At 65.2% G+C, this 12,421-nt stretch carries 11 protein-coding genes and 1 pseudogene; 8 read left to right on the plus strand and 4 right to left on the minus strand.

The annotated features are described in order from the left end of the window. Positions 1-20: 20 nt before the first annotated feature. Both ACQ4N9_RS12765 and ACQ4N9_RS12770 read left to right on the plus strand, forming a co-directional pair. A complete protein-coding gene (locus tag ACQ4N9_RS12765; protein ID WP_430932982.1) occupies positions 21-2,018 on the plus strand; it encodes a polysaccharide biosynthesis protein in 1,998 nt (665 codons plus the stop codon). Positions 2,019-2,182: 164 nt separating this feature from the next. Then, the gene (locus ACQ4N9_RS12770) at positions 2,183-2,509 is read left to right on the plus strand and encodes a ComEA family DNA-binding protein (RefSeq protein WP_390967780.1); all 327 of its coding nucleotides are present in this window, start codon (positions 2,183-2,185) and stop codon (positions 2,507-2,509) included. A gap of 59 nt (positions 2,510-2,568) precedes the next feature. Here ACQ4N9_RS12770 and ACQ4N9_RS12775 read toward each other — a convergent pair whose 3' ends face one another. Then, positions 2,569-2,736, minus strand: coding sequence for a DUF2897 family protein (locus ACQ4N9_RS12775; protein WP_258645515.1), 168 nt, complete (start codon positions 2,734-2,736; stop codon positions 2,569-2,571). Between the two features lie 183 nt (positions 2,737-2,919). Between ACQ4N9_RS12775 and pyrF the strand changes: the two genes are divergently transcribed. Then, positions 2,920-3,621, plus strand: a complete 702-nt coding sequence (gene pyrF / locus ACQ4N9_RS12780; protein ID WP_110992544.1) for an orotidine-5'-phosphate decarboxylase — start codon at positions 2,920-2,922, stop codon at positions 3,619-3,621. 37 nt (positions 3,622-3,658) lie between these two features. On the opposite strand, the gene ACQ4N9_RS12785 is transcribed toward pyrF, so the two are convergent. Beyond that, positions 3,659-4,660: an NADP-dependent oxidoreductase gene (locus ACQ4N9_RS12785; protein ID WP_125857835.1), complete on the minus strand. Its 1,002-nt coding sequence runs from the start codon at positions 4,658-4,660 to the stop codon at positions 3,659-3,661. A 178-nt stretch (positions 4,661-4,838) separates the two neighbouring features. On the opposite strand from ACQ4N9_RS12785, the gene ACQ4N9_RS12790 reads away from it, so the two are divergent. Beyond that, positions 4,839-5,600 (plus strand): SDR family oxidoreductase, encoded by a 762-nt coding sequence (locus tag ACQ4N9_RS12790; RefSeq protein ID WP_390967716.1) that lies wholly within the window; start codon positions 4,839-4,841, stop codon positions 5,598-5,600. 28 nt (positions 5,601-5,628) lie between these two features. Here the strand turns inward: ACQ4N9_RS12790 and ACQ4N9_RS12795 are convergent, their stop codons facing one another. After that, entirely contained in the window at positions 5,629-6,831 is a 1,203-nt protein-coding gene (locus tag ACQ4N9_RS12795; protein WP_390967717.1) for an MFS transporter, read from the minus strand. 122 nt (positions 6,832-6,953) lie between these two features. Here ACQ4N9_RS12795 and ACQ4N9_RS12800 point away from each other — a divergent pair, with 122 nt between their 5' ends. From ACQ4N9_RS12800 to ACQ4N9_RS12810, 3 genes and pseudogenes are all read left to right on the plus strand, one after another. Next, the gene (locus tag ACQ4N9_RS12800) at positions 6,954-8,351 is read left to right on the plus strand and encodes a PLP-dependent aminotransferase family protein (protein WP_390967718.1); all 1,398 of its coding nucleotides are present in this window, start codon (positions 6,954-6,956) and stop codon (positions 8,349-8,351) included. A 969-nt stretch (positions 8,352-9,320) separates the two neighbouring features. Further along, a pseudogene (locus ACQ4N9_RS12805) lies at positions 9,321-9,500 on the plus strand (hypothetical protein); the annotation flags it as partial. 201 nt (positions 9,501-9,701) lie between these two features. Continuing rightward, positions 9,702-10,406, plus strand: a complete 705-nt coding sequence (locus ACQ4N9_RS12810; RefSeq protein WP_390967781.1) for a methyl-accepting chemotaxis protein — start codon at positions 9,702-9,704, stop codon at positions 10,404-10,406. An 85-nt stretch (positions 10,407-10,491) separates the two neighbouring features. Here the strand turns inward: ACQ4N9_RS12810 and ACQ4N9_RS12815 are convergent, their stop codons facing one another. Then, on the minus strand, positions 10,492-11,682 hold the full coding sequence (locus ACQ4N9_RS12815) for a benzoate/H(+) symporter BenE family transporter (RefSeq protein ID WP_390967719.1): 1,191 nt from the start codon (positions 11,680-11,682) through the stop codon (positions 10,492-10,494). Between the two features lie 146 nt (positions 11,683-11,828). Here ACQ4N9_RS12815 and ACQ4N9_RS12820 point away from each other — a divergent pair. Further along, positions 11,829-12,421, plus strand: a 593-nt coding sequence (locus ACQ4N9_RS12820; RefSeq protein WP_430932986.1) for a glutathione S-transferase family protein, incomplete at its 3' end; no start/stop codon positions are given.

Here is a 12,421-nt window from a genome sequence, read left to right on the forward strand (position 1 = left end):
AGAAAGATTCAGAGGTTTGGATGATGATCAACTTGCGCTCGCGAATGCTCGGTCTTTCGCGTCGGCATAAACGGATTTTTCAGGTCACGGCCGATGTGTTGCTGATCTGGGCCGCGCTCAGCTTGGCCTTCATGGTCCGCTTGGGTGTTACCAGGGCGCTGGATACCATCGTAGCCCACGGCTGGCTGTATCTTTGTGCGCCTGCCGTGGCGATTCCGGTGTTCATCCGCTTCGGCATGTACCGTGCAGTGATGCGCTATTTCGGTAATGACGCCCTGGCCACCATTGGCAAGGCCGTCACGCTATCGTCCCTGTTACTGGCGCTTTTCGTGTACTGGTACAGCAACCATCAGGTGATCGTGCCGCGTTCGATCGTCTTCAACTATTGGTGGCTGAGCATGGTCATGATCGGCGGGTTGCGCCTGCTGATGCGCCAGTACTTCCTTGGTGACTGGTTCGGTGCCATTCGCCATATACCCTTTACCGCGCGCGATGATGGTTTGCCAAAAATCGCCATCTATGGCGCCGGCTCGGCAGGTAACCAACTGGTGGCAGCCCTGAGGCTGGGCCGGGCGATGCGGCCGGTGGCATTCGTCGATGACGACGCATCGCTTGCGGGGCGTTCGATCGCCGGCCTGACGGTGTACAAGTCCAATCATATCCGCCAAATGATGGAGGAAACCGGTGCCCAGGAGCTGTTGCTGGCAGTGCCATCAGCCAGCCGTGCACGGCGTCGGGAGATTCTCGCCGATCTAGAGCACTATCCGCTGCACGTACGCAGTGTGCCGGGTTTCATGGACCTGGCCAGTGGCCGGGTCAAGGTTGACGATATCCAGGAAGTGGATATCGCCGACCTGCTCGGTCGCGATGCGGTTCCGCCCGAAGCCAGCCTGTTGCAGCGCTGCATCACCGGCAAGGTGGTGATGGTGACGGGGGCCGGTGGCTCGATCGGCTCCGAACTGTGCCGGCAGATTATGCGCCTTGAGCCAACCACGCTGTTGTTGTTCGAGCACAGCGAGTTCAACCTTTATTGCATCCTCAACGAACTGGAGCAGCGTAGCCAGCAGGAGGCGCTTAGCGTGCGTTTGCTGCCGATCCTGGGGTCGGTACGCGACGCCGGCAAGCTGCTGCACATCATGCAAACCTGGCATGTCGAGACCGTCTATCATGCGGCCGCCTACAAGCACGTGCCGATGGTCGAGCACAACATCGCCGAAGGCGTGCTGAACAACGTCATGGGGACGCTGCATTCCGCGCAGGCGGCGATGCAGGCAGGTGTCGCCAACTTCGTGCTGATCTCCACCGACAAGGCCGTGCGCCCCACCAATGTCATGGGCAGCAGCAAGCGCCTGGCCGAGATGATCCTGCAGGCGCTGAGCCGGGAGAGCTCCCCGGTGCTGCTAGGCGACAATCACAATGTCTCGCAGATCAACTCCACCCGTTTCACCATGGTGCGCTTCGGCAACGTGCTGGGTTCTTCGGGCTCGGTGATCCCGTTGTTCCGCCAGCAGATCAAGGCCGGTAGACCGTTGACCGTGACCCACCCGAAGATCACCCGCTATTTCATGACCATCCCGGAAGCCGCGCAACTGGTGATCCAGGCCGGTTCCATGGGGCAAGGTGGCGATGTGTTCGTGCTGGACATGGGCGAGCCGGTGCGGATCGTCGAGCTGGCGGAGAAGATGATCCATCTCTCGGGCCTGAGCGTACGCAGTGAGCGCAACCCTGCGGGGGACATCGCCATCGAGTTCACTGGCCTGCGCCCGGGCGAGAAGCTCTACGAGGAGCTGCTCATCGGCGACAACGTCGAGGCCACTCGCCATCCGATGATCATGAGCGCCCATGAGGACCACCTGGCGTGGGAGGTGCTCAAGGAGCGCCTTGGCCAGCTGTTGGCAGCGGTAGCGGCGGATGATTACGGGCGGGTGCGCCAACTGCTGCGGGAAACAGTGAGCGGTTATGCACCCGATGGCGAAATCGTCGACTGGATCTACCAGCAGCGTCGCTTGGAGCCTTAGGAAAAAGCCCGGCTTGATGCCGGGCTTTTCTTTGCTTCAAAGCTTTGAATTATCTCGAAAAATACTCGCACCTTGAGCGGTTTGCCGTGGGCGGCACGGCCATCTACCGTAGCAGGGCAACCAAGGAAACGTTGCCTTTCAATCAGCCTCAAGGAGTGACCTCCATGCGTAACACTGTCCTGTCGTATCTGCTGCTCCCGCTTTTTACCTGCCTGTCCTTTTCGCTCAGCGCTGCCCCCAACAGCATGCCTGCCGAGCCGGTGCCGGCAGTGATGCCGGCCGAGCAGGCAAACAATCGGGTAGATCTGAACACGGCCGATGCGCAAACCCTGCAAAAAGCGCTGAACGGCATCGGTCAGGCCAAGGCACAGGCCATCGTCGCCTACCGTGAGGCCAACGGGCCGTTCACCTCCGTGGACGAACTGCTCGAGATAAAGGGCATAGGCAAAGCGCTGCTGGAGCGCAATCGTGACAAGCTGATGGTCGAGTAAAGCTGGCTGGAGCCGATCGGCACCCGGCTGGTCGGCTCTTGATGACGGCAGTGCTTATTTCAGCGGTCTTGCGCATCCTTGGCATCCGCCTCGGCATTGCGCTCGTGAACTTTCTTCAACTGTTCATCGGTCAACGGCAGTTTTTTCGCCGTATCACGCAGCATCATCAGTCCGCCAACGATCGAGCCAAGGGCGACGATGAGTATCAACCAGGCATACCAAGGCATCGGTGTTCTCCTGCAAACTGAAGATGACAGCACCAGCATGGCATTCGAACCATGGCCGTGCGCGATGGTTCAATTATAGGAGTGGCCCACTGCCAGGCCAATTCTCATGACCCGCGGCCTCCAAAGGCCATGCCACTTCGTTTACAATGCGCGCCGTTTACGACTTGCCAAGAGACCGCGCCCATGTCCGCCTGCCAGACGCCCCTGATCGTCGCCCTGGATTTCCCTACCCGTGACGCCGCCCTGAAGCTGGCTGACCAGCTCGATCCGGCGCTGTGCCGGGTAAAGGTCGGCAAGGAACTGTTCACCAGCAGCGCTTCGGGGATTGTCGAGACCCTGTGCAGCAAGGGTTTCGAAGTGTTCCTCGACCTCAAGTTCCACGACATCCCCAACACCACGGCGATGGCGGTCAAGGCTGCAGCCGAAATGGGCGTGTGGATGGTCAACGTGCACTGCTCCGGTGGCCTGCGCATGATGTCGGCCTGCCGTGAAGAGCTGGCCAAGCGCAGCGGCCCGCAGCCACTGCTGATCGGCGTGACCGTGCTGACCAGCATGGAGCGTGAGGACCTGGCGGGCATTGGCCTGGATATCGAACCGCAGGAGCAGGTATTGCGCCTGGCGGCACTGGCCGAGAAGGCCGGGATGGACGGCCTGGTGTGCTCCGCGCTGGAGGCACCGGCGCTGAAGGCAGCGCACCCGTCGCTGCAGCTGGTCACCCCGGGTATCCGCCCGGCGGGCAGTGCCCAGGACGACCAGCGCCGGATCCTGACCCCGCGCCAGGCGCTGGATGCAGGTTCCGACTACCTGGTGATCGGTCGCCCGATCAGCCAGGCAGCGGATCCGGCGCAGGCGCTGGCCGCTGTGGTCGCTGAAATCCGCGGCTGATTCGAGCCTGCCGGGGCTGCCTTGCAGCCCCGGGGTTTCAGACCTTCAACACCAGCTTGCCGAAGTTCTCTCCGCTGAACAGCTTGAGCAGCGTTTCCGGGAAGGTTTCCAGCCCCTCGACCACATCCTCCTTGCTCTTCACCTTGCCGCTGGCCAGCCAGCCGGCCATCTCCTGTGCGGCCTTGCCGTACTCCTTGACGTAGTCCATCACCACGAAGCCTTCCATGCGCGCACGGTTGACCAGCAGCGCCAGGTAGTTGGCCGGGCCTTTGACCGCTTCCTTGTTGTTGTACTGGCTGATGGCGCCGCAGATCACCACCCGCGCCTTGAAGTTCAGGCGCGACAGCACGGCGTCGAGAATATCGCCGCCGACGTTGTCGAAGTAGACGTCCACGCCCTTCGGGCATTCACGCTTCAGGCCCGCCAGCACGTCCTCGGCCTTATAGTCGATGACGCCGTCGAAGCCCAGTTCGTCGAGCAGGTACTGGCATTTCTGCGCGCCGCCGGCGATGCCGACCACGCGGCAGCCCTTGAGCTTGGCGATCTGCCCGGCAATGCTGCCCACCGCGCCTGCCGCACCGGAGATCACCACAGTGTCGCCGTCCTTGGGCTGGCCTACGTCGAGCAGGGCGAAGTAGGCGGTCATGCCGGTCATGCCCAAAGCGGAGAGATAGCGGGGCAGGGGGGCCAGCCGTGGGTCGATCTTGTGCAGGCCCTGGGGTTCGCCGGTGAAATAGTCCTGCACGCCCAGGGCGCCGCTGACGTGGTCACCGGGCTTGTAGTCCGGGTGCTGCGAGGCAACCACTTCGCCCACGCCCAGGGCACGCATCACCTGGCCCAGGCCTACTGGCGGGATATACGACTTGCCTTCATTCATCCAGCCGCGCATGGCCGGGTCGAGGGACAAGTACAGGTTCTTCACCTGGATCTGGCCCGCGCCGGGTTGGTCAGCCGGCACCTGCTCGAAGGTAAAGTCGTCGCGGCGCACGGCGCCAACCGGACGCTTTGCCAGCAGGAAACGGCGGTTGGTCTGGGGCATGGCGGATTCTCCTGAACAGGGTAAAAGGTGGCTGATGATCGGCTGTGATTATGTACTGCGTCACGCAAAATCACCGCAAACGATAGTAGTCCAACCGTGCCCCTGATGATGCTGCCCAGCCGGGAGGAGGGCTGACTAGACTCAGCCTCGACTCAATTTCTCCATGCAGGAGCCAGTGATGAGCATGACGTTCTCCGGCCAGGTAGCCCTGGTCACCGGTGGTGCGGCGGGTATCGGCCGGGCGACAGCCCAGGCGTTCGCTGCCCAAGGGCTGAAAGTGGTGGTGGCCGACCTCGACGCGGCCGGCGGCGAAGCCACCGTGGCGCTGATCCGCGAGGAGGGTGGCGAGGCCCTGTTCGTCGCCTGCGACGTGACCCGCGACAGCGATGTGCGCCGGTTGCACGAGCAGACCGTGCAGGCCTACGGCCGGCTGGATTACGCCTTCAACAATGCCGGTATCGAGATCGAGAAGGGCCGCCTGGCCGAGGGCAGCGAGGCCGAGTTCGACGCCATCATGGGCGTCAACGTCAAGGGCGTGTGGCTGTGCATGAAGTACCAGTTGCCGCTGCTGCTGGCCCAAGGCGGTGGCGCGATCGTCAATACCGCCTCGGTGGCGGGCCTGTCGGCGGCGCCGAAGATGAGCATCTATGCCGCGTCCAAGCACGCGGTGATCGGCCTGACCAAGTCGGCGGCGATCGAGTATGCGAAGAAGGGCATCCGGGTGAACGCGGTGTGCCCGGCGGTGATCGACACCGATATGTTCCGCCGCGCCTACGAGGCCGACCCGCGCAAGGCTGAGTTCGCCGCGGCGATGCATCCGGTTGGGCGCATCGGCAAGGTCGAGGAGATCGCTAGCGCGGTGCTGTACCTGTGCAGCGATGGCGCCGCGTTCACCACCGGGCACAGCCTGACCGTCGATGGCGGTGCACTGGCGATCTGATTGTCCGGTCAGCGCTGGGCGGGCGGGATCAATTATCTTGCTCGCCATTCAAACAGCTGCGCGATTCCTGTGGGAGCGGGTTTACCCGCGAACGGGCCGGCAAGGTTATCCACAACCGCCACGCCACCCCCGCACACCCCAGCAGCAACACCGTGCCGAATACGCTCAGCGCCAGGCGCGACCCCAACCTGTCGCTGAGCAAGCCGGTAAAGATCACCGGCAGGCTGAACCCCAGATACGCCAGCAAGAAGAACCCGGCACTGGCCCGGGTCTTCTCGCTGCCAGCGAGCTGGTTCACCGCGGCCAAGCCACCCAAGTAGATAAAACCGTAGCAGGCACTGCTGGCGGCAATCGCGCCCAGCAGCACGCCAGCCAGTTGACCGCTGTCGGCGCCCCAGGCCAGCAACCCATAGCTACAGGGCAGTATCAGCAGCCCGAGCAGCGTGGCCTGGGCGCTTGGCAGGCGGCGCGCCATGGGCTGGAACGGCAGCCCGCAACTGATCACGCAAAAGGTCGAGAACCCCGACCAGGCACTCAGGCCGTGTTGGCGCAGGATCCCCGGCAGCAGGGCGATCACCAGGCCGACACAGGCCCACGCCAGCAGGATCGCCATGCCATAGGCCAGGCTACCGGCGGGGTAGCAGGGCAGCCGCAGCATGGCGCTGCGCTGCGCCGGGCGTGGGTCGGGCAGGCGCCACAGCAACAGCACGGCGATGCCCGCGAGCAACAGTTGCAGATGAAAGCTTGCCGGTGCCAGGGTGGGCCCGCGCAGCAGGCACAGGCTGGTCAGCGCCGCGCCCAGGCCGAAGCCCAGCGAGGTGCTGGCCGTGACCCAACTGGCGGCGCGGCCGCTGTCGCTGCCCGCCATCAGTTCGCTCATGTACGCGGTGGCCGTGGCCGATGCCAGCCCGGTACCCAGCCCCAGGAGCATGCGCGCGGCACCCAGTGCCTCCAGGCTTGGGAACAGCAGCATGATCAGCGTGGCGAGCATCGACAGAGCCAGTGCGGCGATGATCAGCGGGCGTCGCCCGACCCGGTCGGCCAGCCCGCCAAGGGCCAGCAGCACCGGCAGTACGCCGAGCACATAGCCGGAGAAGGCCACGGCGGTGGCCGCGGCGCCACGCCCGGCGAGTTCGGCGTAGGTGATGTACAGCGGTGCCTGCAGGTTCACCGCGAGGGTGATCAGGCACAACGCGAAGGCCAGCAGGGCCGGGGCATGGCGGGTGGGCATGGGGTCATCCGTCAAAGGGTGGAGTGTCTGTCGGCAGCATCGAGGCTATGGGGTTGCCCAACAAGGCACAGTCCCCAGGCATTTGTGATTAACTGTTCGCCCGAAATCAGCAAACACTTGCCATGCACCTGAATCTGGATCGCCTGCAGCCAACGCCCCTGGTCCAGCAACTGACCGAACAGTTGCAAGCCTGGATCGAACAGCAACGCCTGCGCCCCGGCGCCCGCCTGCCGTCGATCCGCACCCTGGCCAAGGCCCAGGCGGTGAGCGCGTCCTGCGTGATCGAGGCCTACGACCGCCTGGTGGCCAGCGGCTGGCTGGTGGCGCGGCACGGTGCCGGGTTTTTCGTTGCCGAACGCAAGCCGGGGCAGCAGGCGGATGCCGGCAGCGCCTGGGGTGAGGCCATCGATGGCAGCTGGCGCTTGTTCGGCGAAGGCCATGAGGCGCTGCTCAAGCTCGGCTGTGGCTGGCTGCCGGTGGCCTGGCGCGCCGAGGCGGAACTGGCGCAGGCCGTGCGCCAGGTCAGCCGCGGCGAGCCCGAGGCACTGTTCGACTACTGCCCGCCGCTGGGCCTGGCCAGCCTGCGCCTGCAACTGCACAAGGGCCTGGCGCGGCTCGACATCAGTGCCGAGCCCGAGCGCATCCTCACCACCCAGGGCATCAGCCATGCCCTCGACCTGCTGGTACGCACCCTGCTGGCGCCGGGCGACACAGTGCTGGTGGAGCGCCCCGGCTACTACAACCTGTTCAACCTGCTGCGCCAGCACGGCGTGCGGATGCTCGAAGTGCCACGCACGCCCACCGGGCCAGACGTTGCCGAACTCGAGCGGCTGCTGGTCGAGCACCGGCCACGCTGCCTGTTCACCAACAGCCTGTACCAGAACCCCACCGGCACCAGCCTGACCCCAAAGGTCGCCTATCGCCTGCTGGAACTGGCCCGCGAGCATGACCTGCGGATCATCGAGGACGACCTCTACGCCGACTTCCAGGAAGGCCCGGCCACCCGCCTGGCCACCCTCGACAGCGAGCAGCGGGTGATCTACCTGGGCAGCTTCTCGAAAACCCTCAGCAGTTCGCTGCGGGTGGGCTACGTGGTCGCGGACCCTGCGCTGATCGCCCGCCTGGCCGAGTTGAAGATGGTCAGCGGCATCGGCACCTGCCGCTTTGCCGAGCAGGTGATCGGCCAGATGCTTGCCAATGGCAGCTACCGCAAGAGCATCCAGCGCCTGCGCGTGCGCCTGGGGCAGCACATGGCCAAGCTCCTCGGGCAGCTGGAGGCGTGGGGCTGGGAGGTGTTGTGCGAACCCTGCGGCGGCATGTTCGTCTGGGCCCGCTCGCCTGGGCGCGACTTTGCCGGGCTGGAGCGCCTTGCGCTGGAGCATGCCGTGCTGCTCACGCCCGGCAGCGCCTTCGACCCCCAGGGGCGGGCATGTGACTGGTTGCGCATCAATGTCGCCTACGGACAGGACGTCCGCGCCCAGGCGTTCCTCCGACACGCGGGGCGACCTCCAGCGGCCTGAAAGCGACACGTTCATAGCTAAATGACACCATTCTGGCGCCAGGCTCTTGTGAGGTGGCCGCCGCGATTGTCACTCTTGCCTCTCGGAAAAGCCCGACAAGGCAGAGGGGAATCGGTGATGGCGGTGACCAAGCACGGCGTTCTGGCCAACCTGGGCATGGCCCGCAAGCTCGGCCTGGGCTTCGCCTTGGTGCTGCTGCTGACGTTGCTGGTGGCGGCCATTGGCGTATACGCGCTGTTCAGCGTAGGCCAGCGCTTCGACGGCTTGCGCCAGATGGCCCAGTTCAATACCGACCTGCTGCGCCTGCGCCAGCACGAGCAGGCGTTCGCCCTGCGCTCCGATATCAGCGAAGCCGATGTGCTGCGCGCTGGCCTGCAGGGCCTGGTCGAACGCGCCCGTGGCCTGCCGGGGCTGGCCTCGACCGAAGGCGAACTCGGCGCCTACGGCCAGGCGTTCGACCAGTTCGTCCAGGCGGTACAGGGCAAGGAGCTGGCGCTGGACATGGCCAGCTGGTCGGTGTCCAGCGTGGCCAACAACCTCGATGTGTTGCAGGCCGGCCTGGCCGATGACGGCACCTACACCCTCAAGCAATCGCAAGGCCAGCAGGGCGGCGAGTTTCTCGAACAGGCCGGCCAGGTGGCGCAGGTGTCACGGCTGATGCTGCAGGCCATGGACGAGGCCCGGGTGCGCCTGGAACAGAGCCGCAAGGGCGGCGAGGTGGGCCAGGGGCGCATTGCCCAGACTGTGGAGGCGGCCAGCCTGGTCGAGCAGCTCAAGGGCGCGGTGAGCGATGCCGGTTACCAGAGCGTGCTGGGCGAGGTGGCCGGGCATATCGCCAGCTTCTCCGACAAACTCAATGAATACACCGACCTGCTGGCTCAGGAACAAGGCATCAAGGCCCAGCTGCAGGCCCGCGCGGAACAGGTCACGGCGCGGGTCGACCAGGCCTACAGCGCACAGGAACAGGCGATGCAGGCCGAGCTTGCGCGCAATGCCGTGGCCATCGCCGCCGCCACCGCGCTGGCGCTGCTGGTCGGGGTGCTGGCGGCCTGGCTGATCACCCGTGCCGTGGTCGCGCCGCTCAAGCGGGTGATCATTCGTGCCCGGCGCATCGCCGCCGGTGAGCTGGCCATCGAGGCCGAGGCGCCGCGCAGGGACGAGGTCGGGCAGTTGTTGCAGGCCATGCAGCAGATGGCCGAGGGCTTGTCCGGTGTGGTCAGCGGCCTGCAACAGGGCATCGAGCAGTTGGCCGGCAGCGCCCAGGCGTTGTCTGCCGTGACCGAGCAGACCAACCGTGAAGTCGGCAGCCAGAAGGACGAGACCGAGCAGGTGGCCACCGCCATGCAGCAGATGACCGCCACCGTGCATGATGTGGCGCGCAATGCCGAGCAGGCGGCCGAAGCGGCCCAGGCTGCAGACGACAAGGTCGAGTCCGGCCAGCAGGTGGTGCGCCAGAGCATGCAGCGCATCGAGCAGCTCGCCGCCGCCGCCGAGACCGCCAGCTGCGGGATCGACAGCCTGAGTGCCGAGATCCATACCATCGGCGACGTGCTGGAGGTCATCAAGAGTGTCGCCGAGCAGACCAACCTGCTGGCGCTCAATGCCGCCATCGAGGCCGCTCGCGCCGGTGAGCAGGGGCGTGGTTTCGCCGTGGTGGCCGATGAAGTGCGCGCCCTGGCGCGGCGTACCCGTCAGTCCACTGAAGAGATCGAGCGCCTGGTGGCCAGCCTGCGTGGCAATGCTCAGCAGTCGGTGACGCAGATCCGTGGCAGTACCGAGCTGGTGCGCCTGGCGGTGGCCGATGCGCTGCAGACCGAAAGTGCGCTGGGCAGCATTGCCGCGGCGGTGTCGTTGATCCAGCAGATGAACCAGCAGATCGCCGCGGCGGCCGAGCAGCAAAGCTCGGTGGCCGAGGAGATCAGCCGCAGTGTCACGCAGATCCGCGGCAGCGCCGATCAGGCGGCGCTGGCGATGGAGGACAACGCCCGCTCAAGCGTCGAGCTGGCGCGGCTGGGGGATGACCTGAAGGGGATGGTGGGGCATTTCCGACTGTGATTGCCTGTGGTGACCCTATCGCGGGGCAAGCCCGCTCCCACGCAGTGGACTGGTGTGGGGGCGGGCTTGCTCCGCGATAGCGTTGTCAGCCTTTGCGCGGGCTGAGGATAAGCAAGGTCAGCACCCCCGCCACAATCCCCCAGAACGCCGACCCGATCGAGAACAGGGTGAACCCCGATGCTGTCACCATGAAGGTGATCAGTGCCGCCTCACGCTCGCGAACCTCGCCCATGGCCACGCTCAGGCCATTCATGATCGACCCGAACAGCGCCAGCGCGGCGATCGACAGCACCAGCTCCTTGGGCAGGGCACCGAACAGCGCCGCCAGGGTGGCGCCGAAGATACCGGCGATACCGTAGAAGATCCCGCACCAGACCGCAGCGGTGTAGCGCTTGCGCGGGTCCTCATGGGCGTGCGGCCCGGTGCAGATGGCCGCGCTGATGGCCGCCAGGTTGACCCCGTGGGAACCGAAGGGCGCCAGCAGCAGCGAAGCAAAGCCGGTGGCCGAGATCAGCGGCGAGGCCGGCACCTGGTAGCCGTCGGCGCGCAGCACGGCGACCCCGGGCATGTTCTGCGAGGTCATCGCCACCACGAACAACGGGATGCCGATGCTGATGGTCGCCGCCAGCGAGAAGCTGGGCGTGGTCCACACCGGGGTGGCTACCTCGAGCTGGAAGCCGCTGAAGTCCAGCAGGCCCAGCGCGCCGGACAGCGCGGTGCCCACCAACAGCGCGGCCAGCACGCAGTAACGCGGCGACAGGCGCTTGACCAGCAGGTAACTGAAGAACATGCCCAGCACCAGCACGGTACGGTGCTGGGCGGCGACGAAGATCTCGCTGCCGATCTTGAACAGGATGCCCGCCAGCAAGGCAGAGGCCAGCGACGCGGGGATGCGCCTGACCAGCCGTTCGAAGCTGCCGGTGAGCCCGCAGATCAGCACCAGCACGGCGCAGGTGATGTAGGCGCCGATGGCCTCGCCGTAGCTCACGCCACCTAGGCTGGTGATCAGCAGTGCCGCGCCGGGCGTCGACCAGGCCACCGTGATCGGCGTGCGGTAGCGCAGCGACAGGCCGATGCTGCACACCGCCATGCCGATCGACAGCGCCCAGATCCACGACGAGATCTGCGCGCTGGTCAGGCCCGCCGCCTGGCCGGCCTGGAACATCAGCACCAGCGAGCTGGTGTAACCGGTGAGCATGGCGATGAAACCGGCGACTACCGCCGAGGGGGAGCTGTCTGCCAGCGGGCGCAGGGGCACGGTGGTGGCATCGGTCATAGGGTGAATTCCTTGTACAGGTGTAAGCATTTTTTTCAGGCTACCGTGCCATGGCTTGATCCTTGCCATACAGCAGGCATTGCATTTAGCCGTACAGTCGCCAACTATTGGCCACGGTTCTGCAACTGCGTGAAAGGGGAGGGGCGATGTACAAGGTGTATGGCGATTACCAATCGGGCAACTGCTACAAGGTCAAGCTGATGCTCAGCTTGCTGGGCCGCCCGTACGAGTGGCAGGCGGTGGACATTCTCAAGGGCGAGACCGAAACTCCCGAGTTCCTGGCCATGAACCCCAATGGCAAGGTGCCGGTACTCAAGCTGGAGGATGGCACCTGCCTGTGGGAGTCCAACGCCATCCTGAACTTCCTCGCCGATGGCAGCGAGTTCCTGCCCAGCGAGCCACGCCTGCGCACCCAGGTGCTGCAGTGGCAGTTCTTCGAGCAGTACAGCCATGAGCCCTATATCGCAGTGGCGCGGTTCATCCAGTTCTACCTGGGGCTGCCGGACGAGCGACTGGAGGAATACAAGGGGCTGCACAAGGGCGGCTACAAGGCGCTCAAGGTGATGAACAAACAGCTGGAGATGACGCCGTACCTGGTCGGCGACCAGTATTCGATTGCCGACGTGGCGTTGTATGCCTACACCCATGTGGCGCATCAGGGTGCGTTTGATCTTTCTGCCTATCCGGCAGTTCAAGCCTGGCTGGCGCGCGTGGCCAGCCATCCGCGGCATGTGCCGAT

This window comes from Pseudomonas sp. ES1, from assembly GCF_050586605.1.
In the GTDB taxonomy this organism is placed as follows: Bacteria; Pseudomonadota; Gammaproteobacteria; order Pseudomonadales; family Pseudomonadaceae; genus Aquipseudomonas; species Aquipseudomonas sichuanensis.

What these genes read in the sequence shown, in the direction of transcription:
- ACQ4N9_RS12765 (WP_430932982.1), top strand. Translation starts at nt 21, where the DNA reads ATGATGATCAACTTGCGCTCGCGAATGCTCGGTCTTTCGCGTCGGCAT.
- ACQ4N9_RS12770 (WP_390967780.1), top strand. Translation starts at nt 2,183, where the DNA reads ATGCGTAACACTGTCCTGTCGTATCTGCTGCTCCCGCTTTTTACCTGC.
- ACQ4N9_RS12775 (WP_258645515.1), bottom strand. Translation starts at nt 2,736, where the DNA reads ATGCCTTGGTATGCCTGGTTGATACTCATCGTCGCCCTTGGCTCGATC.
- pyrF (WP_110992544.1), top strand. Translation starts at nt 2,920, where the DNA reads ATGTCCGCCTGCCAGACGCCCCTGATCGTCGCCCTGGATTTCCCTACC.
- ACQ4N9_RS12785 (WP_125857835.1), bottom strand. Translation starts at nt 4,660, where the DNA reads ATGCCCCAGACCAACCGCCGTTTCCTGCTGGCAAAGCGTCCGGTTGGC.
- ACQ4N9_RS12790 (WP_390967716.1), top strand. Translation starts at nt 4,839, where the DNA reads ATGAGCATGACGTTCTCCGGCCAGGTAGCCCTGGTCACCGGTGGTGCG.
- ACQ4N9_RS12795 (WP_390967717.1), bottom strand. Translation starts at nt 6,831, where the DNA reads ATGCCCACCCGCCATGCCCCGGCCCTGCTGGCCTTCGCGTTGTGCCTG.
- ACQ4N9_RS12800 (WP_390967718.1), top strand. Translation starts at nt 6,954, where the DNA reads ATGCACCTGAATCTGGATCGCCTGCAGCCAACGCCCCTGGTCCAGCAA.
- ACQ4N9_RS12810 (WP_390967781.1), top strand. Translation starts at nt 9,702, where the DNA reads ATGACCGCCACCGTGCATGATGTGGCGCGCAATGCCGAGCAGGCGGCC.
- ACQ4N9_RS12815 (WP_390967719.1), bottom strand. Translation starts at nt 11,682, where the DNA reads ATGACCGATGCCACCACCGTGCCCCTGCGCCCGCTGGCAGACAGCTCC.